Genomic DNA, 20,495 nt, shown 5'->3' on the forward strand with positions numbered 1-20,495 from the left:
CTACAGGAAGACCCCTTTGATGAAACGAACCTTGCTCGTCCTGGCCATGATGGCATTGGCCGCCTGCAATACCCCGGCGCGGATCGTCGCGCCCGACGGGAAAACCGTGGATGAGGGCAAGCAAGCCCTCGACCGCATGGCGCAGTTGCCACCCGCGGTGGAGCGGATCCGCATCGGCGACCAGCTGCGGATTGTGCGCGATGCCGGGGAAATGCCGACCCTGTCGGCGTTCAACGTCAGCACGATTTATGAGCTGACGCTGTACACCGTGCAGAACGACGGCAAGATCAACTACCCCTTCCTGGGGCCGATCCAGGTGGCGCGACGCACGCCGGCGGAAGTCGCCGCCGAGCTGAGCCAGAAGCTCGCACCGGTGTATCGCGAACCCCGGGTGACGGTGAACATCAACCAGGCACCGGGTAACACGGTGATCGTCGGTGGCGCGGTGTTCAACCCGTCGGCAATCTCCATCGCCACGGCGCCGACCATGGAACAGGCCATTCTCGGTGCCGGCGGCGTGAGCCCGGTGGGCAACGCGAGCATGGTGGCCCTGTTGCGTGAGGACGGCCAAGGCGTCTACCACGCCTACTTCCTCGATTTCAGCCAGTACCTGAAGAACGGCGCACTGGGCCGCAAGCCCGTGGCGCTACAACGCGGTGACGTGGTGTTTGTACCCAAGTCCAACGTCGGCGAACGGATCCAGGGCGTGGACACTTACCTGAACCAGCTGATTCCCTTCACCAAATCCATTGGTGTGGGCTACAGCTACACCACGAACCACTAAAGGAGCGACATCCCATGATCGAGATCCGTTCTTTTCGTGATCTTCTGCGTCTGTTCTTCATCTTCAAGCACGAGTTCAAACTGGCGGCGATTGCCGCGCTGGTGATCATTTTGCTGGGGGCGTTTTTGCTGCCGGCCAAGTATGAATCCACCGCGCGACTGCTGGTCAAACCGGGCCGTGACTCGACGATGCCGATCGAGGTCGACAACCGTCAGCCAATCGTCATGCCGAGCACCCAGCGCGACCCGATTGTCGACGAAGAACGCCTGCTGACCGGGCGTCCTATCGTACGGGCAGTGGCCGAGCATTACCTGGACGTGATGGACAAGATGCAGCCGCCGGAAGGCGTGTGGAAGCGCACCAAGTGGTACGTCAAAAAAGGCATCAGTGCCGTGTTTGACGGTGTGCGAGTGGTGCTGGAAACCGTCGGGATCGTCGAAGAAACCACCCCGGTGGAACGCCTGGCGAAAAGCCTGGAGAAAAACTTCGAAGTGACCCACGCCGTCGGCTCTACGGTGATGGACATCAGCTTCCGCTGGGATGACCCGCAAATCGCCCAGGCGGTGGTCAAGGATTGGGTCGAAACCTACATCGACGAACGCACCCAGGCGTTGGGCCGCAAGAGCCTGTACGCGTTCTATGAAGGCCAGGTGTCTTCCAGCGCTGCCCAGATCAAGAGCTACAAGGACCAGATCCTTACGCACTTGAACGAGATCGGCGCGTCGAGCATCACTGATCGCCTGGAAGACTTGTCCGAGCGAATCAACGTGCTGCGTGGCGAAGTGTTCAACTCCACTCGCCTGATCGCCTCCTCCGACGTGGCGTTGCAGAGCACCCGTGACCAACTCAAGGGCCAGCCCAAAGAGGTGACCACGGTTCGCCAGATCGCGCTGAACCCGCAGCAACAAGACTTGCGTCGCCTGCTGAACCAGAAGCTTCTGGAAAAGGCCGACATGATGCGTACCTACACGGATAACGCGCCGCCGGTCAAAGCCCTGGACGCCTCGATCCGTGCCATGCAGGCCCAGGTGGCCGGTGAAAGCGACACGGTGCAAAGCTCCGAGAACCGCGCGCCGAACACCCTGGAAATCCACCTGCAACGGGTACTGCTGGATGAGACCAGCCGCAACCAGTCCCTGCGTACACAGTTGGTGCAACAGCAAAAACAACTGACGGAACTGGAAGCCCAACGCAAGGAGGCCCTGGCCATTGAGCCGGAACTGGCGCGCCTGGCCCGTGAGCTGAACGGCACCGAGAAAAACTACGCGCTGTATGTGGACAGCCTGGAAAAATCGCGGATCGACCGTGAACTGGACAAGAGCCAAATCAGTAACATCGCGGTGATCGAAGAAGCCACCCTGAACCCTGGGCGCGTATTCCCGAAAACCCTGCTGATGCTGTTGCTGGCGATCCCGTTCTCGATCGTGGTGGGGCTGCTGGTGATCTACCTGTGCTACCTGCTGGATCAACGGATCCACGACGGCGGCCTGGTGGAAGGCAAGTTCGGCCTGCCGCTGTGGACCACGCTGCCGGAGCTGGACACCAGCACCGCGCAAAGCACCAACGCCTTCAACGCGAGCATCTATCGCCTGTACGGCTTGCTGCCGCTGGAGCGCATTGCCGAACAGGGCCTGACCCTGGGGCTGACCTCCGCGCGACATGGTGAAGGCGTGAGCTTTATCGTCGAGCAGTTGCGCCAGTTGCTGGAAGAGAACGGCGTGCGGGTGCGGGTCGGCGGGATTGAGCCCGCGATTCCGGGCCAGGTGGTGTTGCTGGATGCCTCGGCGTTGCTGGACAACCGCGATGCGTTCATCAACCTGCGCCGTGCCGACCTGATTGCACTGGTGGTGGAAGCGCAAAAAAGCACGGTGCCGGTGGTGGAACACGCGCTGTCGATCCTCACCACGGCGTTCGGCAAGGTCGATGGCATCATCATCAACCGCCGCAAGTTCGAGGTGCCGGTCAAGGTGCTGAAAACCATCGCCAAGTACCGGGGTTCGTTCTGATGCGCATTGCCCTGCTCGCTCCCCTGCCACCGGAAAAGAACGGGATCGCCGACTACGCGAACCACTTCAAGACGGCACTGGAGCAACTGGGCGTCGAGGTGGCTACACCCTTGACGGGTGTGGTCGGCAGCACGGCGTCGATCAAGCAAGCCCTTGCCGGTTTCGACTGGCAGGGTGTTGACCTGGTCCACGCCGAGCTGGGCGGTGGGCGGCTGGGGGAGTTTCTGGCCCTGCGCGAGTTGCGCAAGGCCTTCCCTGCCCTGCCGTTGACGGCCACGGTGCATGACCCGGAACGCATGGTCTGGCGGCGCGAGCAATTGCCCTTTCCGCTGAACCTGCTGGAATCCTTGCCCAGCCCATTGCCCCAGGCGGCAGTGGTGCTGGCCGATCCCTTGACCCTGCGCGAAGAACGTCACGTCGCCCAGGGGCTGACCCGGCTGGTGACCCTCACCCGCCTGGGCGCCGACTGCCTGACGGCGCGCATGCAATTGCCCGCTGGCAAGGTGGCGGTGATCAACCACGCCAACCTGGATATTGCGCCCGTGGCGTTGCCGCCACTGGACACGCTGCACCTGCTGTATTTTGGTTTTATCTACCGTGGCAAAGGCATCGAAGACCTGTTGCAGGCACTGGCCGCCGTCTTCGAAAAAGCCCCCGAATTGCGTGACCGTGTGCGCCTGACCCTGGCCGGTGGCACTGCCGCCGAAATGGCGTTTGGCGCGGGCGGCAATTACCTGGAGCAGTTGAAAAGCCAGATCGCCGAACTCGGCCTGGCAAGCTCCATCGACTGGCGGCTGAATTTACCGGCCAGCGACATTGCGCAGACGATCCAGGCGCACCATGTAATGGTGCTGCCGTATCGCGAATCGAAAAAACTCGGCCTGCTGGGCCGCCAGCGCGGCACCAGCGGCGCGCTGTCGTGGGCAGCGGCTTGCGGGCGCGGTGCGATTACGTCCGATGCCCGGGCGTTTGCCGAGGAAGTAGCCACCGGCAACGGCGCCATCTATGCACAAGGCGACGTGGCTGCGCTGAGCGAACAACTGCTGTTGCTCGCGCGCAACCCGCAACGGGCCAGGGACTGGGCCGAACGTGCCGCCGCGATTGGCCGTGAACGGCTGTGGCCGTTGACCGCACAGAAGTTCGCAAGCCTGTTTGAACACGCCATTGCAGGAGGCAACCATGGCACGTAAACGGACTTACCTGGCCACCCTGGCGGTCGTCGCCGCACTGGGTTTGACCGCCTTTCTCTGGGGCCGCCCGGCCGACGCCGAGAGCCATGTGCTCAAGAGCAACAAAGAGATCGTGTGGAAGGATTTCCTGGGGGTGAACGCGCAGTTCCTGTGGTTCAGCCCCGAGCGTTATCAGAAGCAGATTGACCGCCTCAAGGCCCTGGGCCTGGAATGGGTGCGCCTGGACCTGCACTGGGACCAGCTGGAAACCGCCGAGAACCAGTACAACGTCGCGACCCTCGACGAACTGGTGAACAAGCTGCAACAGAACCAGATCAAGTCGGTGTTCTACCTGGTGGGCTCGGCGAAGTTCGCCACCACTGCGCCGGCCTCCTCGCCGTATCAGGACCAGTTCCCGCCCAAAGACCCGAACATCTTCGCCAACCGCATGGCGTTGCTGGCCCAGCGTTACCCCAGCGTGGAAGCCTGGCAGGTGTGGAACGAGCCGAACCTGCTGGGGTTCTGGCGCCCCGTCGCCGACCCGGCCGGCTACGCCAACCTGTTGCAAGTCACCGCTGCCGCGCTGCGGGTGGTGAACCCGAGCAAGCCGGTGGTGGCCGCCGGCATGGCGTTCTTCAGCGAAATGCCCAATGGCCAGAACATGCTCGACGGGCTGCTGCAACTGGGCGTGCCGAGCCTGAATACTGTCATGTCGTATCACCCTTATACCCAATTGCCCGAGGGCAACACCCCGTCGACCCTGGACTTTGTCGCCAAGACCAGCGCCCTCAACCAGAAACTGCGGGCTGCCGGGGTGACGACCCTGTGGAGCACCGAGTGGGGCTGGTCGACCTATAAAGGCCCGAAAGAGGTCCAGGATTTCATCACCCCGCAAGGCCAGGCCGACTACATCGTGCGCCGCATCGCGCTGATGAGCGCGCTGGATTTCGACAAGATTTTCCTGTTCACCCTGAGCGACCTGGACCAGCGCGCCAGCGTACGCGACCGGAGTTACGGCTTGCTGGATATCGACACCAACCCCAAGCCGTCCTATACCGCGTTGCAGAATTTCCTCCAGGTGAGCGGGCCAAAATTGACCCCCGCCGACCCACCCACCGCCGACCAGTTGCCCGACGGCCTGTTCAGCATCGGCTGGACCCGTACCGACGGGCGCAAGGTGTGGTTCTTCTGGTCGGCCCGTGGCGGCAACGCGCACTTGCCCGGCATGACCACTGCCACCTTGTATGACCCCTTGCGCGGCACCGAAACACCCTTGAGTGGCACCAATGGCCTGGACGTACCGGTCAAGCCGAACCTGCAAATTCTGTTATGGGATTGAAGCCACCCATGCGCATCCTCTGGATCCTGCCCTACTCGCCTTGGCCCGCTACCAGCGGCGGCAAGACGCGCCAGTTTCATTTGTTGCGCAGCCTGGCTGCGCGCGGGCACCGGATCACCTTGCTGTTGCATGACAAACACCCGGTGTCGCTGACGGATCGCCAGGTACTGGAAGCCTTCCTGGAGCACGTGATCATCCTGCCGCGCCGCCCGCTGCGCAGCCTGAAAACCCTGCTGGCCGGGCTGTTTGCGCCGTACCCGTTGCTGGCCAGTGTGAATGGCCTGTCGGGTGAGCTGCAGGACACCTTCGAGCGCTTGCTGGCCGAGCATTGGGACGTGGTGCAGATCGAACACACCTACACCTTCCAGCCTTACGAAGATGCATTGGCCCGTCGCTCCCAGCCGTTTGTGCTGACCGAACACAATGTCGAATCGTCCCTCGGGGCCGCTACTTACGACCGCCTGCCCGGCTGGGCGCTGCCGTTCATTCGCTACGATCAATGGCGCTACGGCCGCTGGGAACACCGGGTCATGCGCCAGGCGGCGCAGGTGGTGGCCGTGACTGACGCTGACGCCCAGACCCTGGCGCAGATTGCCGGAAAGCCGGTACCGGTGGTGGTCAATGGCGTGGATTGCGCGCATTTTGCCGCCGCCCGCCCCGACCCGACGACCCGCCGTGTGCTGTTTCTGGGCAACTACGAATACGCGCCCAACGTCGATGCCATCGAGTGGGCCCTGGATGAAATCCTGCCGAAGGTCTGGGCACGCTGCCCCGATGCGCGCATGAGCGTGTGCGGCTTCGGCATGCCCGAAAGCTGGCGCGAACGCTGGAAAGACGGGCGCATCGAGTGGCAAGGGTTTGTGCCCAACCTGCTGGCCCTGCAATCGAGCTGCTCGGTGTTTTTGGCGCCGTTGCGCCATGGCGGCGGCTCCAAGCTCAAGGTGCTGGAAGCCCTGGCCGCCGGCCTGCCGCTGGCAAGTACCGACCAGGGCGTGTCTGGCCTGGACCTGGTGGAAGGCCTGGACTACCTCGGCGGCCAGACCGCCGACAGCCTGGCCGATGCCGTGGTGCGCCTGCTGCAACAGCCTGAAGTGGCCGCCCCGATGGGCGAAGCCGGTCGCGCCTATGTGCGCCGCGCCCATGACTGGAGTGTCGCCGCCAGCCAACTGGAGCAGGTGTACGCACAACTGTCGCCCCTGAGCCAAAAGGAGCCGGCATGCGCGTAGGCCTCGATTACCGCACCGTCGGCACCTCGCCGCAATCGGGCATCAGCCGCCAGGTGTACGCCCTGGAAGATGCCCTGCGCGCCATGCCGGGCATCGAGCTTGAGCGCTTCAGCGTCGCGCCGCTCGGAGATGAGCTGCGCCTGAATGCCCATTGCCCGGACTGGGGTTGCGCCAAGACCGCCATGCACCAGCCCCATCAGCGCCTGCGTTTCGAGGCCGGATTCCTGCCCAAGGCCCTGCGCGATGAGCGTATCGATGTATACATCAGCACCTTCAACATGGGCCTGCCGCTGCCGCCCAAACCCAAAGGCCTGCGCACCGTGGTGCTGCTGCATGATCTGTTTCAGATCACCCTGGACAACTACCACGCCAATCGCCTGAAGGCGCTGATCTACAAGGCCAGCGATCGCGCGTCGATCACCTATGCAGTGCACTCGGCAGACCGGGTGTGGACGCCTTCGCAGTACAGTGCCGATGAAACGGTGCGGCTGTTTCCCAAAGCGGCGGGCAAGATTCGCGTATTGCCCAATCAGGTGGTCGGCTTTACCGGACTGCCGGCGGACCTCACGGCCCGGCAACTGCCCGAGCACTACTGGCTGTTGGTGGGCACCCGGGAATTGCGCAAGAACGTGCCGTTCCTGGTGGACGCCTGGCACCAGGCCCGCAGCCAATCGCCGAGCGTGCCTGAACTGGTGCTGGTGGGCAGCCTGGAACATTTGCCCGAAGCGCAACGCAATTACCCCGGGATACGCGCGTTGAGCGGCGTATCCGACGCCGAGTTGCACGGCCTCTACCGCAAGGCCTCGCGCCTGTGGCAGCCTTCCTATGCGGAAGGGTTTGGCTTGCCGGTGATCGAAGCCCTGAGTGTCGGCACCCCGGTTGCGGTGGCCAGCGGTACCTCGCTGGACGAAATCACCCCTCCGTTGGCGCCACGTTTTTCACCCACCGACGGTGCAGCCCTGGTGCAATTGATGTTGCACCTGGCCGACCAACCCGTTGAACAGCCACCTGAACAGTTACGCAGCTGGGCCGAACGCTTCAACCACCAGGCCTATCGTCGGCGCCTGGCCGAACTGATCGAGGAATTGAATTGAGAATCTCACTGGGTAGCCTCGTCGCCATCGTCTTCGGCCTGCTGTTTGGTGGGTTGATCCTGTTCCTTTCCCCGGTCAAGGCCTTGCTGGCGGTGATCGGCCTGGCCGCTGCCGTGACGATTTTGCGGTTCCCGTTCTGGGGACTGCTGCTGTTCGCCCTGGTGGCAACGTTCATGCCCTACTCCACCCTCAACCTGGGGATTCGCAGTACGGTCAGCGAAGCGCTGATCGCCCTGACCTGGGCGGCGGTGATCTGGCACGGTTTCCTCTCGCGCCTGCCGGCTGCGCCACCGCTGTCGCGGCGCCCTACCGACCGCATGTTGATGTGGCTGATGATCTTCACCGTGGTGCCGTTTATCGTCGGCCAGGTCAGCATCACTGCCGAGGCCAGCGGCCTGGCGAACTGGTTGCGCTGGCTGCTGAACCTGTCGGTGCTGTTCCTCGCCGCCAAGCTGCTGGTTGAACAGAAGAACCGCGAAGCCCTGGTGATCGCCTTGTTGCTGGGCACCCTGGCGATGCTGGTGATGTCCATCGGCGTATTTATCCGCTCGCGCTCCGCCTCGGGCATGTTGCCGATCCTGACCCTGATGAACTACGGCAGCCTCGACACCCTGTCCCTGGGCCTGGGTGCCATGGCCTCGCGGATGGGTTCGCCATGGATGCACCCGAATGCCACCGGCGGGATCATGGCGCTGCTGCTGCCGTTGGCGTTCTGCTACGGCATCACCAACACCGGCTGGAAACGCGGCCTCGGCCTGGGCGTTGCCTGCCTGGGTGCGGCAGCCCTGCTGTTGGCCAGTAGCCGGGGGGCGATGGTCAGCCTGGCGCTGGTACTGATCTGGATGGCGTCGCGGCGGGTGCCCTACACCGGGCGTTTGCTGATGATCGGCGTGGCGTTGGCCGTGGCGCTGGTGCTGTCGTACCCACCGCTGCAGGAACGTCTGGCGACGATCTTTTCGGCGCAGAACGCGAGTACCGAAGTGCGCTTCGACGAATACCGGATGTTCCCTCAGGCCGTGGCCAGCTACCCGCTGGGTATCGGCTTCAAGGTTGACCCTCCGGTACCCGGCACGCACTTGCTGGGGATCTCCAACCTGTGGCTGAACTTCGTCTACAAGACCGGCGTGATCAGCATGCTGCTGTTTATCGCCGTAACCTGGCGCTGGTGGCGCGAGTCCCGGCCGGAGATCGGCCCGATCCGCCTGACCAAGGACAACGCGATCTGGCTGGGCAGCACGGCGGGGATTCTGTCGGCACTGGTCAGCGGTTTTTTTGACCACTACTTCAGCTTCGCCCTGGTGATGATTGCGCTGTTCTGGCTGATGGTGGGGATCAACGTGCTGGAGGCGCGGCGGCTGTTTCCGGCGCGCCTGCCAAAGGCCAAGACCGTGTCCTACCGCAAGCCCGTGCTCGATAGCGTCGGGCCCTAGGCATGCTGGGATCGGCGTTCTGGTTGACCCTGGCGACGTTGCTGGGGCTGTGCCTCGGGTTTGCCCGTGAGTGGTTGTTGGTGGCGGCCTGGGGTGCGGGCGAGCGCAGCGATGCGTTTCTGATCGCGCTGTTTTTGCCCGAAGCGTTGCGCATGTCGCTGGCCGGGGGCGTGCTGAGTGCCGCCGCCCTGCCGCTGTACCTGCAACGCAAGGACGGCGAGCGCCTGGATTGGCTGGCGGTGTTGTTCCCGGCGCTGCTGCTGATCGCCCTGGTGACCAGCCTGCTGCTGACGTTGCTGGCGCCATGGCTGGTGCAACTGCTCGGCCCGGGGCTGGCGGCGACGGCCACCAGCCTCGCCAGCAGCAACTTGCAGATTCTTGCCTGGAGCGTGCCGGGGCTGATGCTGCATGCGCTGTTCAGTATCCCGCTACAGGCCAACGAGCGCTTTGTGGTCGCGGGGCTCGGCTCGTTGCTGTTCAACCTGCCACCGGTGACCTACCTCGCCCTCGCCGGTACCGCCACACAACCGCACTCGCTGGCACTGGCCTGCCTCACCGGCAGCCTGCTGATGCCGCTGGCGCTGTTGCCGTCGATGCTGCGCCTGGGCTGGCGGCCGTGGCGGCTGAGGGCTTCAACACTGGAATTACGCGAGCTGGGCGCACGCATAGGCCCGCTGCTTTTAAGCAACGGCGCCAGCCAGGGTTTGGCGTTGATTGAACGGCTGGTGGCGTCCTTGCTGGGTGAAGGCGCGGTGACCTGGGTCAACCTGGCCCGCAAGCTGATGAACTTGCCGTTGATTGCCCTGATGAGCCTTAACCAGGTGCTGCTGGGCATGATGAGCCGCCGCCAGGGCGATGAGCGCCTGGCCCTGCTCAAGCGCGGCGTGGAAACCGCCAGCCTGCTGACCCTGCCGGCCGGCGTCGGCCTGGTGGCGGCGGCGCCAAGCCTGGTGGCGTTGCTGCTGCCGGCGCAGTCGGTGGATTCGCCGTTGCCGCTGCTGTTGGCCTGGTTCGCCGTGCCGCTGGTGTTCGGCGCCTGGAATGCCCTGCTGGCGCGCTATGCCTATGCCGCTGGCGACACCCGCCAACCGCTGCGTTGCGAGCTGTTGGGGAGCCTGGTGAACGTATTGCTGCTGGGTGTGCTGCCGTTTGTGTTTGGCCTGGCGGGCATCCCGATCGCCGCCCTCGCCGGGGTGCTGTGCACCGCGTTGCTGTTGATGCAACGCCAGGGCTTGCTCGGCGCCCTGCCCTGGAAGTGGCACTGGGTGTTGAGTGGGCTGGTGATGGGTTTGGCCGCGTTGGTGTTGTTTCGGATTCAAGGTATTTGGCTGCAGCTGGGGTTGAGCACCCTGGCTGGGGCCGTGGTGTTGCTGGGCATGGGCCTGTGGCTCAAGCCGTGGCGCAAGGCAGATTTATAGAGTGGGAGCAGTCAGGTGAAAAAACGCTGGATTCAAATGGATATTGCCAAGGGCATTGGCATCCTGATCATCGTGTTCGGGCACGGCTGGTTCGTGGAGCATTCCCCGAACCTGCTGTACCCGATACTCGCGGTCTTCATCCTGCCGCTGTTCTTCTTCCTCTCCGGGGTGTTCTTCAAGCCCGAGCAGCCGTTTGTTGAAATGGCGGTGCGCAAGGCCGATGCCCTGCTCAAGCCGTTCTTCACCACGATGCTGGTGTACGTATTGGTGCGCGACATCCTGCGCGGCCAACCGCTGCTGCCCGACATTGGTGGCGTGCTCTACGCCTCGGTGGATACCCTGCCGTGGCAGGCCTTGTGGTTTTTGCCGCACTTCTGGGTAGCGATATTGTTTGGCTGGGTGATGCTGCGGCTGATGCAACGCCTGGGCCTGTCCCTGGTGTGGAGTTGCGTGGTGGTGGGCGTGCAGTTGCTGCTGGGGGTCTGGACCCTGGACTGGTTCTGGCAGGTACCGATCACCGTTGGCGGCCAGACCTGGACGATGCCGGGGCTGCCCTTCAGCCTGGATGTGACGCTGATCAGCAGCACCTATTTCATCCTCGGCTACCTGCTGCGGGACATTCTGCGCAAACACCAGAGTTCGCTGCTGAGCATGGTGGTGGCGCTGGTGGTGTACTTCGCGATTTTCATCCCGACCTGGGACACCATGGACCTGGCCCAACGGCGCTATGACCATTGGCTGTGGACGAGTGCCCTGGCGGTAATCGGTGTGTACATCTGCTGGGCGCTGGCCGGGTTGATGATGACGTCTGCGGTGCTGACCCGCGCCATGACTTACATCGGACAGTCGACACTGATCCTGTTGATTTTCCACGGCGAGATCCAGCACAAGACCATTGCCCTGCTGCAGCACCTGGGTTTGCCGGATGTGGCGGCGGCGTTTATCGGGCTGGTGGTGGCGGTGGTGGTGCCGCTGATGATCGGCGAAGTGATCAAGCGGGTAGCGTTCCTGCGGTTTTTCTACTTCCCGTTCCCGGTGCGCAAGGCGCCGGTGGTGGCCGGGGAAAAGCCTGGGGCATAAACCCCAGGCCTGCGGCCCCTAGAAGTCGTACTTGAGGCTGGTCATCAGGTTACGCGGCGCACCATACATCCCGTGGTTGCCCGCGTAGCTGAGGTACTCCCGGTCAAACAGGTTGTTGAGGTTGACCGACGTGCTCAGCTTGGGCGTTATGTCGTAGCGCACCAGCAGGTTGGCGATCGCATAGCTGCCTTGGCTGAAGGTGTGCAGGTCCTCCCCCACCTTGCTCTGCCAGTTCACCCCACCGCCCACGGTGAGCCTGTTCAAATCACCCGGCAGGCGGTACGTGGTGAAGGTCTTCAAACTCTGGCGCGGCAAGGTGGTGACGATGCGCTTGTCGTCGGCATCGGTGCTCACCGCGTATGCGTAGCCGGCGGAGGCTTGCCAGCCTTCGGCGAGTTCACCGCTGAGTTCCAGCTCCACGCCTTCGGTGGTGGTGCCTTTCTCGTTGCGATAGGTATTGCCGCCCGGGGTATCGATCCAGATCGCCAGGTTGTCCTGTTCCAGCTTGAACAAGGCCAAGCTGGTGTTGAGCTGCTCATCGAAGAAGCTGCCCTTGAGCCCCACCTCGTAACCTTTGCCCTCCATCGGTTCCAGGGGCTTGTTGTTGATGTCCCGCACCCACGTCGCCTGGGGGTTGAAAATCTTGGTGTAGCTGGCGTACGCCGACCAGTGCTCGGTGAGGTCATACACCACCCCGGCGTAAGGAATGTAGACCCCGGTTTGCGATTCATCGGTACGGGTCGCATCGCCCACATACGGCCGGTCCCGGGTTTCACGCTTCCAGTCGATCACCCGGCTGCCGAGGATCACGCTGAGGTCATCGGTGACCCGCAGCCGCGTGCTCAGGTACGCCGCGTACTGGCTCTCGTCTGCCGAGGATTTGCCGGTGACGTTGAAGTCAGGCTTGGCCGAATGCCCATCCCAGGTGAACAGATTGTCGATCGCGCCCGCCGGCGAGCCGGAATAGTCGTAGTGCCAGCCACCATAGCTGGGCACGCTTTCGCGGTATTTGGACAGGGTGACACCGGCGATCAGCTCATGCTCGCGCCCCAGCAAGTCGAACGGCCCGGTGGCATAAAGGTCGAGGTTGTCCTGACGCGGGGTGCCCGAGAAACGCACCGGCAACTGGGTGGTGCCGCTGCCGTCACTGTTGAGGGAACCGTTGACGTAATTGAAGACCTCGTCGAACTGGTTTTCGCTGTGGGTGAATTCGGCTTTGGCACTCCAGCCGTTATCGAACTTCTGCTCGATGGAGGTGAAGAAACTGGTTTGTTCGTGATCATTGTAGGACCAGGCCGGCGCGGTGTTCAGCGAGCGGCCGAGGTTGGTTCGCGAGCCATCGGCAAAGCGTGTGGGCAAGCCGGAACGGGCCGGCGAGTCGACGTCGGTGCGCAGGTAACTGAAGCCCAGGGTCAGCAACGTGTCTTCGCTCAAGTCGAATTCGGTGATGCCATAGAGCAGTTGGGTTTCCTGTTTGTAGCGGTCGATCCAGGCGTGTTCGGTCTTGTAGTCCGCCACCAGCCGCCCGCGTACGTTGCCGGTCTCGGTCAGCGGGCCGGACACGTCGAAGCCGCTGCCATAACGGTCCCAGTTACCCGCCTCGGCCGTCACGCTGGCCCGGGCTTGCGCCGTCGGGCGTTTGCGAATCAGGTTGATGGTGGCCGAGGGGTTGCCCATGCCGCTGATCAGACCGGTGGCGCCGCGCACGATTTCCACCCGGTCGTACATGGCCATGCTTTGGGTGTAGTTGTCCATGCGGGTGACGGTGGGCACGCCGTCGATTTCGAAGTTCTGGATCTGAAACCCCCGGGAGAAATAGCCGTCGCTTTCCGAGCCCAGGCCGTCGCGCAATACGATGATGCCAGGAGTGGCGTCGAGGGTATCGCTGAGGGTGCTCAGGCGTTGATCGTCCAGGCGTTGGCGGGTCATCACCGTGAGCGATTGCGGGGTTTCCCTGGGAGTGAGGTTCAGGCGCGTCGAGCTGCTGGAGGACTGGGTGGTGTAGGAGCCGGTGCCCTCGGTGGTCGAGCCCGGGGCCTTGCCGGAGATTGACACGGTGCCCAGTTGCAAGGCCCCGCCGGTGGGGCGCGGCTCCAGGGAATAGCTTTCACCACTGCCGCGTACGGCTTGCAGGTCGGTGCTGCCGAGCAGGATCGCCAGGCCGCTGTCCAGGTCATGCAGCCCTTGCAGGCCGGCGCTGGTCTTACCCTCGGTGAGCGCCGCCGGGTACGACAGCAGGATATGCGTGACCTGGCCAAACTGGTTCAGCGCACCCGCCAGGGAACCCGGCTTGATATCGAACCTGTATTGCTCAGCCGCCTGTACCCACGCCGGCGCCAGCAGCACCGGTGCTGCCATGGTCAGGCCGGCAATGCCCCGAACCACTGCAACGGCCAATGTCTTCTTCAATGTTGTACGTATCGGTTGCCGCGCTTGCATACCTTGCTCCCCAGTAAAGTTGGCTTCTGGGGATACGAGTCTCGTGAGAAACGCAAACGGACCACCCTCGGGCAAAAAATAAATTCAGACCGCATGACGGCGCGGCTTCAAGGTGACCCAGAAACGCGTGAAATGGGCCACGTCCAGCTTCAGGGTTTGCCCCAGTGTCGTGAGGATGCGGTCGGTGTCGCCCAACGGAAATGTGCCGGACACCCGCAGGTCACTCACGGCCGGATCACAGGCCAGGTGGCCACGCCGGTAGCGGCTCAGTTCATGGAGGAAGTCTTCCAGGCGCCGCCCCTGGGCGACCAGCATGCCGCGACTCCAAGCCAGTTCGCCGTCGCGCTGGGGCCTGCGAGCCAGCAGTGTGTTAGCGTCGAAACTGATGATTTCCCCGGGTTGCAGACTGATGGTGCCCATGGGGATTTGCGCCGAAAGCACACCCTGGTCGGCGCCCAGTTGGGTGAAGCCACCACGCTGGCGAATGCTGAAGCGACTGGCGGTGGCACGGGTCAGGCCTTCGGCGGTTTTTACCCACAGGGGGCGCGTATCCGCCGGGTTGGGCAGCACCAGGATTTCGCCACGCAACAGGCTGATCTGCCGAACGTCCTCGGTGTATTTCACGTCGATGGCCGTGTCGGTATTGAGCTGGACTTCGGTGTTGTCCGCCAGGTCGATACGCCATTGTTCGCCGACACCGGTGCTGTACTCGCTGGTCCAGTGCTGCACCAAGGGTGTATCCCGGGCCGCCCATGCCACGCTGCCGGCTGCCAGTAGCAGCGCAAGGTTCTTGATCACCCGGCGCCGCGACAAAGCCGGCAGCAGTGCCGCATTCACCAAGGCCTGGTGAGCCGGCGCACGCACGTCGTGCATGCGCTGAAAAAATCGTTGCGAATGCTGCCACGCCAGCTCATGGGCCGGGTCTTGCTGGCGCCAGGCAAGCCAGGCGGCACGGGTCTGTTCGCTGACATCCGGCGATTGCAATTCCAGTTGCCAATGCATGGCCTGCTCGGCCGCCTCCAGGGACAGTGGCGAAGGTTTCATCAGCGCTGGCTGTCCAGCAGGATGCACTGGGCGCCGGCCTTGACGATGTAGCGCTTGACCGTGGTGATGCTCGCGCCGAGGCGCTCGGCAATTTCGCCGTGGCTCAGGCCATCGAGTTGCGACCAGAGGAATGCCTGGCGCACCGGCAGCGCCAGGCGGCTGAGTACTTCGTCGAGGGCAGCCAGGGTTTCGAGGAGGATCCACTGGGTTTCGGCGCTGGGGGCCGACTCTTCCGGCAACAGGGCCAGGGCCTGCATATAGGCCTTTTCGAGTTTTTGCCGGCGAAAGTGATTGGACAGCACGCTCTGCGCGACCTTGGCCAGAAAGCTGCGGGGCGCCAGGACTTCAAGCGGCTGGTTCTTGGCGAGCAAGCGCAGGAAGGTGTCCTGGGCCAGGTCGGCGGCGCTCTGCGAGCAATTCAAGCGACGCCACAGCCACTGCTGCAACCAGCGGTGTTGCTGCTGGTAAAGCGTGGCCAGGTCAGTGGGAGTTGTCGCAGGAGTCGGGGACATGAAAGGCGCGCAGAGTGCAAATGATAACGCTTATCATATGACTCATGACGCCAGCGCTGCAAGTTTCTACCGCAAGGGCCGGCTGGCGGCCACTTGCGGGTGTTCAATCATCCAGTGCCGGTTGGGGCGCTGGATGCTTGGCGTTCTTGCCGGCCTTGGCGCCAGGCTTGGCAGCCGCCGGGGCCGCGGGTTCAGGCTCGGCCGGGGCAGCCAGGTCCTTTTCCGCCTGGGGCATCTGGTCAATCGCGCTGAAGAAATCCGCCAGGTTGAGGGTGTCCGGCGGCACGGTCTTCTCGAGTTTCTTCTCGCCGTCCTTGCCCACCAGAATCACTTTGGTGCCACTGCCGGCACCCAGCTTGAGTGCGCGGATCAGCGCGTTGGTTTCAGGCGGCGCGAGCTTCTTGTTGTCCTTTGCGTCCTTGGCGAACTTCTCGCCCTCGGCACCGATGCTGCCGAAGGACACGGTGTAGAGCACCATGTTGCGCTCTTCAAAGGACTGCTTGTTGGCAGGCTCGTCCAGCTGTTTCTTGAGGGTGGCCAACGTCGGGTTACCGGAGTCGAGTTCCACCACCACCAACGGGCGTGACTTGCCCAGGTCCTGCTTGAGCGGATTGAGATCATCCGCGGCCAGCAGCGGCCCCGTAAAAGCCATCAAGGTAGCCAGGGTCAGCGACCGGATGAGCATGCACACCTCCTTTGAATTCCATGCAGGGTTCTTGAGTTTCATGTCTGCGACAGTCAAATTCAAGGATGATTCCTACGACAACTTCAGAAAGCGTAGGTCAGGACGCCCGCGAAGCAAGGCGTTTAGCCACCTTACGCCTCATTGTTTCTTTTGATTGCGGTTGCTCACCGCGGCCAGTGTCGGGCAAACACCGGCGCTACGCCGGGGTCGGTATCCACCTGTGCCAGCACCCGGACGAACTCAGGCCGCGATTGTTGTAGCGCCTCACGCCCTCCCGCCCATCGCGACACCGCCGCAGCCATGATCCCCAGTGCATTCAGCCCCTGCGCCGGGGTGAACAGTTGATCGGCAAATTGATCGGCAAACACTTCCCAGGCCCCATGCAGGCGGCGACGGGTGCCGCTGACCAGCTGTTCATGCTGCTGCGCTTCGGCGCTGTCGGTCCAGCGTTCCGGGTAGTCGATGATGCCGATCGCCGAATAACAGTTGGCCGCGATGTACACCAGGCCACGAATGACTTGGGCAGGCTTCTGGGGCAGCAGGCCGGAGGCAGGAAATTGCAGACCGAGGTGAATCAGGATCGCCGCACTTTCGGTCAACACGCTGCCATCGGGCAGTTGCAGGGTAGGAATTTGCTTGAGCGGGTTGATCCGCGCCAGGGCCTCGCTGCCCGCGCTGTGCTCCCAGGAGCAGGCGTCAACCTGACGCCACTCAACACCGCAACGCTGCAGGGCGACTTCGATGATGCACGAGCCGGTGCCTTGGGTTCCGTAAAGGGTGTACACGGTGCCGAGCCTCCTGGCAGTGGGTTGAGGTGTTAGGCTAGGCCGTTCAATCGTTCAACGGGAAGCCATCATGCACAGTAAACGCGTCACGATCGAAGACTGGGACGGCGACGGCGCCATTCGCCTGCCAGACGAAGCCTTGCAGGAGTTGGGGCTGGATGTGGGCGACACGCTGTATATCGTCGAGACCTATGTGGGCACGCAGAAAGGCTTTGTGTTGTCGACCACACCGAAAATCGCCGACCGGATGGATGAGTTGGTGGAGGAGTTGAGCCACAAGCCCTGAGGCTTGCGGCAACCCTCAGTAAGCCAGCTTGGCCAGCAAACCCGCCTTCACCTGCGGCCATTCCGGATCAATGATGCTGAAGCGCACCGAGTTGCGCTTGCGGCCATCGGGCATGATGCGCTCGTGGCGCACGATCCCTTCCTGTACCGCACCGAGGCGCAGGATCGCGGCCCGGGATTTCTCATTCAGTTCATCGGTGGTGAACTGCACCCGCACACAGTCCATGACTTCAAACGCGTGGGTCAGCAGCAATAGCTTGGCCTCGGTGTTGACCCCGGACTTCTGCACCGACTGGCTGATAAACGTGTGGCCGATCTCCAGCTTGCGGTTGACCCGATCAACCTTCCAGAAGCGGGTGCTGCCCACTACCTCGCCGGTGTCACGGCGCACGATCACAAACGGCATCATGGTGCCTGCGTCACGCCCGGCCAGGGCGATGTCCACGTACTTGTCGACCGTGTCGGGGCCCGGCACATTGGTCACCTTCAGGTTCCACAATTGCCCGTCGGCGGCGGCCTGTACCAGGGCGGCCGAATGTTCGCGTTGCAGGGGGCGGAGTTCGACCGTGGTGCCGGTCAGGGTGATTTCAGTCATGGGAGTGCTGCGCCGTCTGGTGGTCGTCAGTGGCCAAGATTGCAGGCTCTGGCCACTGCAAGGCAAGCCGTTTTAGAACAAGCCCATCTGGCCACCCACCAGGGTGCCAAAGTCGTCGCTGACAAACGGCAGGATCGCGTCTGCCACCGGTTGCAGTTGCCGGGTGACGTAGTGGTCGTAGTCGATCGGTGCCTGGCGCACTTCCAGCGGTTCCGGGCCGTTGACGGTGATCACGTAGCTGATCCAGCCGCCGTTCTGGTACTGGCGCGGGCGGCCCTGGCGGTCGTTGTATTCGTCGGCCAGGCGCGCGGCGCGCACATGGGGCGGCACGTTGCGTTCGTAGTCGCCCAGTTGCCGGCGCAGGCGTTTGCGGTAGATCAGTAACTCGTCGAGCTCACCACTCAAGGTGCGGCGCACGTAGTCGCGCACGTAATCCTGATGGGGCTGGCGGTGGAAGATCCGACGGTAGAGCTCCTGCTGGAATTGCCGGGCCAGGGGCGACCAGTCGCTGCGCACGGTTTCCAGGCCTTTGTAGATCATTTCTTCGCTGCCATCGGCGCGGGTGACCAGCCCGGCGTAGCGCTTTTTGCTGCCCTCTTCCGCGCCGCGAATGGTCGGCATCAGGAAGCGGCTGAAGTGGGTTTCGTATTGCAGCTCCAGGGCACTCTGCAGGCCGAACTCCTTCTGCAGGCGTTCGCGCCACCAGGTGTTGACGTGCTGCACCAGGTCCAGGCCGATGCGCGTGGCGTCTTCCTGGGAGTGGGCGCTGCCGAGCCAGACGAAGGTGGAGTCGGTGTCGCCGTAGATCACTTCATAGCCCCGGGCTTCGACCAGTTCGCGGGTCTGGCGCATGATCTGGTGGCCGCGCAGGGTGATGGACGACGCCAGCCGGGTGTCGAAGAAGCGGCAACCGCTGGAACCGAGTACACCGTAGAAGGCGTTCATGATGATCTTCAGGGCCTGTGACAGCGGCGCGTTGTGTTCGCGCTTGGCCACTTCGCGGCCTTCGGAAACCCGCGCGACGATCGATGGCAGGCAATGCCGGGTACGGGAAAACCGCGCACCGCGAAAGCCTTCCACCGACTCGCTGTCTTCGGGGTGACGCAGGCCTTCGATCAGGCCCACCGGGTCGATCAGAAAGCTGCGGATGATCGACGGGTAAAGGCTTTTGTAGTCGAGCACCAGCACCGATTCGTAGAGGCCCGGGCGCGAGTCCATGACAAACCCGCCGGGGCTGGCCTGGGGCGGTTTGTCTCCCAGGTTCGGCGCGACGAAACCCTGGCGGTGCATCAGCGGCATGTACAGGTGAGTGAACGCGGCCACCGAACCGCCGTTGCGGTCTGCCGGCAGGCCGGTGACGCTGGCCCGCTCCAGGAGAAATTTCAGCAGCTCGGTCTTCTCGAAAATCCGCGTCACCAGCTCGCAGTCCTTGAGGTTGTAGCGCGCCAGTGCAGGCTTGTCCTCGGCAAACATGCGGTTGATTTCGTCCATGCGCTGGTACGGCGTAGAGATCGATTTGCCTTCGCCGAGCAAGGTCTGGGCGACGTTTTCCAGGCTGAAGGATTCAAAACTCCAGGTCGCCGACCGCAGGGCTTCGATGCCATCGATGATCAGCCGCCCGGCCGCCGCGGCGAAGTAGTGATTGCGGCTGCCGTGTTCGCGCCAGCCCATGGCATCGCCGCCACGGCCGAGCAACAGCGGCACGTTCAGGCGCTGCGCATGTTCGTGCAGGACACGCAGGTCGAACTGCACCAGGTTCCAGCCGATGATCGCGTCGGGATCATGGGTGGCGAGCCACTGGTTCAGGCGTTCCAGCAGTTCGGCGCGGGTGTCGCAGTAGTCGAGCTTGAAGTCCACCGCGTCGGTTTTGTTCGGTGGGCCGAGCATGTACACCTGGCGCTCGCCGCAGCCTTCGAGGGCGATGGAATACAGGTCGCCCTGGGCGGTGGTCTCGATGTCCAGCGATACCAGCTTGAGGGGCGGGCGGTAATCCGGCGCAGGTTTCATCTGCGCCTCCACCAGCATGCCGCCCTCGCCCGGCGTGCCGCCGAACCACACCGGTGCGGTGATGAAGCGCTCCATCATGTAGCGATCGGGTGGGCGCACATCGCCTTCGTAGACGTCGATGCCGGCTTTGCGCAGGCGTTTTTCCAGGTCCATCGATTGGCGATGCTGTTTGGTGTAGAGGCCCAGCACCGGGCGATGGTGGAAATCGCACAGCGCCAGGTCGCGCCACTCGATGCCGCGCTCACCCTTGAGTTGCAGTTCGGCGGGCTTGCGATGGGCCTGGGGGATGAACATCACGGAGGTCTGCACCGGCAAGCGCACAAACCTTGGGCCTTGATCGGTGGCCAGCCAGAAACTGACCTCCGTGCCCGCCGGGGTGTCGCGCCAATGCCGGGTCAGGACAAACCCCTGCTGTAAATCCACCTTGCCACACCTCAAGAATCACTTTCAGGGCGTGATTCTACTCGGCCTGTGACAAGGCGCGACGATTTAACGGAAATGACCTACGCCTACGGAGACCGCAACCTCACAAACTTGTTGCAGAATATTAATGACAATTACTATCATTCGCACCGGAGTCGTATCCGCGCAGCGAGG

At 63.2% G+C, this 20,495-nt stretch carries 17 protein-coding genes; 10 read left to right on the top strand and 7 right to left on the bottom strand.

Features of this window, described 5'->3' with window-relative positions; translation table 11 throughout:
- Positions 1 to 19: 19 nt before the first annotated feature.
- From HKK54_RS33340 to HKK54_RS33380, 9 genes are read left to right on the top strand one after another with little or no spacing between them, the layout of a single operon-like run.
- Positions 20 to 784 (top strand): polysaccharide biosynthesis/export family protein, encoded by a 765-nt coding sequence (locus HKK54_RS33340; protein WP_010166652.1) that lies wholly within the window; start codon positions 20 to 22, stop codon positions 782 to 784.
- A gap of 14 nt (positions 785 to 798) precedes the next feature.
- A complete protein-coding gene (locus HKK54_RS33345; RefSeq protein WP_010166651.1) occupies positions 799 to 2,790 on the top strand; it encodes a GumC family protein in 1,992 nt (663 codons plus the stop codon).
- Positions 2,790 to 3,980, top strand: coding sequence for a glycosyltransferase (locus HKK54_RS33350; RefSeq protein WP_010166650.1), 1,191 nt, complete (start codon positions 2,790 to 2,792; stop codon positions 3,978 to 3,980). Before HKK54_RS33345 ends, HKK54_RS33350 begins: the two co-directional genes overlap by 1 nt.
- Positions 3,970 to 5,298 carry a GH39 family glycosyl hydrolase gene (locus tag HKK54_RS33355; protein ID WP_169389214.1) on the top strand — a complete coding sequence of 443 codons (1,329 nt, stop codon included), beginning with the start codon at positions 3,970 to 3,972 and terminating at the stop codon, positions 5,296 to 5,298. The genes HKK54_RS33350 and HKK54_RS33355 overlap by 11 nt, the downstream gene beginning before the upstream one ends.
- Before the next feature lie 8 nt (positions 5,299 to 5,306).
- Positions 5,307 to 6,524, top strand: a complete 1,218-nt coding sequence (locus HKK54_RS33360; protein WP_010166648.1) for a glycosyltransferase family 4 protein — start codon at positions 5,307 to 5,309, stop codon at positions 6,522 to 6,524.
- Positions 6,515 to 7,618, top strand: a complete 1,104-nt coding sequence (locus tag HKK54_RS33365; RefSeq protein ID WP_169389215.1) for a glycosyltransferase family 4 protein — start codon at positions 6,515 to 6,517, stop codon at positions 7,616 to 7,618. Before HKK54_RS33360 ends, HKK54_RS33365 begins: the two co-directional genes overlap by 10 nt.
- 2 nt (positions 7,619 to 7,620) lie before the next feature.
- Positions 7,621 to 9,048: an O-antigen ligase family protein gene (locus tag HKK54_RS33370; protein WP_169389411.1), complete on the top strand. Its 1,428-nt coding sequence runs from the start codon at positions 7,621 to 7,623 to the stop codon at positions 9,046 to 9,048.
- Positions 9,049 to 9,050: 2 nt separating this feature from the next.
- Positions 9,051 to 10,466, top strand: coding sequence for a lipid II flippase MurJ (locus HKK54_RS33375; protein ID WP_169389216.1), 1,416 nt, complete (start codon positions 9,051 to 9,053; stop codon positions 10,464 to 10,466).
- A gap of 15 nt (positions 10,467 to 10,481) precedes the next feature.
- Positions 10,482 to 11,546 carry an acyltransferase family protein gene (locus tag HKK54_RS33380; RefSeq protein WP_169389217.1) on the top strand — a complete coding sequence of 355 codons (1,065 nt, stop codon included), beginning with the start codon at positions 10,482 to 10,484 and terminating at the stop codon, positions 11,544 to 11,546.
- 18 nt (positions 11,547 to 11,564) lie between these two features.
- Here the strand turns inward: HKK54_RS33380 and HKK54_RS33385 are convergent, their stop codons facing one another.
- The 5 genes from HKK54_RS33385 to HKK54_RS33405 all read right to left on the bottom strand — a co-directional run bounded on the left by HKK54_RS33385 (position 11,565) and on the right by HKK54_RS33405 (position 17,011).
- A complete protein-coding gene (locus HKK54_RS33385; RefSeq protein WP_050543193.1) occupies positions 11,565 to 13,985 on the bottom strand; it encodes a TonB-dependent siderophore receptor in 2,421 nt (806 codons plus the stop codon).
- A gap of 84 nt (positions 13,986 to 14,069) precedes the next feature.
- A complete protein-coding gene (locus tag HKK54_RS33390; RefSeq protein WP_010166637.1) occupies positions 14,070 to 15,029 on the bottom strand; it encodes a FecR domain-containing protein in 960 nt (319 codons plus the stop codon).
- Positions 15,029 to 15,541, bottom strand: coding sequence for a sigma-70 family RNA polymerase sigma factor (locus tag HKK54_RS33395; RefSeq protein ID WP_029615745.1), 513 nt, complete (start codon positions 15,539 to 15,541; stop codon positions 15,029 to 15,031). The genes HKK54_RS33390 and HKK54_RS33395 overlap by 1 nt, the downstream gene beginning before the upstream one ends.
- A 103-nt stretch (positions 15,542 to 15,644) precedes the next feature.
- A complete protein-coding gene (locus HKK54_RS33400; protein WP_010166633.1) occupies positions 15,645 to 16,226 on the bottom strand; it encodes a DUF4174 domain-containing protein in 582 nt (193 codons plus the stop codon).
- A gap of 164 nt (positions 16,227 to 16,390) precedes the next feature.
- Entirely contained in the window at positions 16,391 to 17,011 is a 621-nt protein-coding gene (locus HKK54_RS33405; RefSeq protein WP_169389218.1) for a glutathione S-transferase N-terminal domain-containing protein, read from the bottom strand.
- 70 nt (positions 17,012 to 17,081) lie between these two features.
- Here HKK54_RS33405 and HKK54_RS33410 point away from each other — a divergent pair, with 70 nt between their 5' ends.
- A complete protein-coding gene (locus HKK54_RS33410) occupies positions 17,082 to 17,297 on the top strand; it encodes an AbrB/MazE/SpoVT family DNA-binding domain-containing protein (protein ID WP_003208231.1) in 216 nt (71 codons plus the stop codon).
- A 15-nt stretch (positions 17,298 to 17,312) separates the two neighbouring features.
- On the opposite strand, the gene HKK54_RS33415 is transcribed toward HKK54_RS33410, so the two are convergent.
- Together HKK54_RS33415 and HKK54_RS33420 are read right to left on the bottom strand one after the other, a co-directional pair.
- Positions 17,313 to 17,891 (bottom strand): GNAT family N-acetyltransferase, encoded by a 579-nt coding sequence (locus HKK54_RS33415; protein ID WP_010166626.1) that lies wholly within the window; start codon positions 17,889 to 17,891, stop codon positions 17,313 to 17,315.
- Between the two features lie 72 nt (positions 17,892 to 17,963).
- Complete coding sequence (locus HKK54_RS33420) at positions 17,964 to 20,321, bottom strand: DNA polymerase II (protein WP_169389219.1); 2,358 nt, start codon at positions 20,319 to 20,321, stop codon at positions 17,964 to 17,966.
- Positions 20,322 to 20,495: the final 174 nt, after the last annotated feature.

It is taken from the genome of Pseudomonas sp. ADAK13, assembly GCF_012935715.1.
GTDB lineage: Bacteria > Pseudomonadota > Gammaproteobacteria > Pseudomonadales > Pseudomonadaceae > Aquipseudomonas.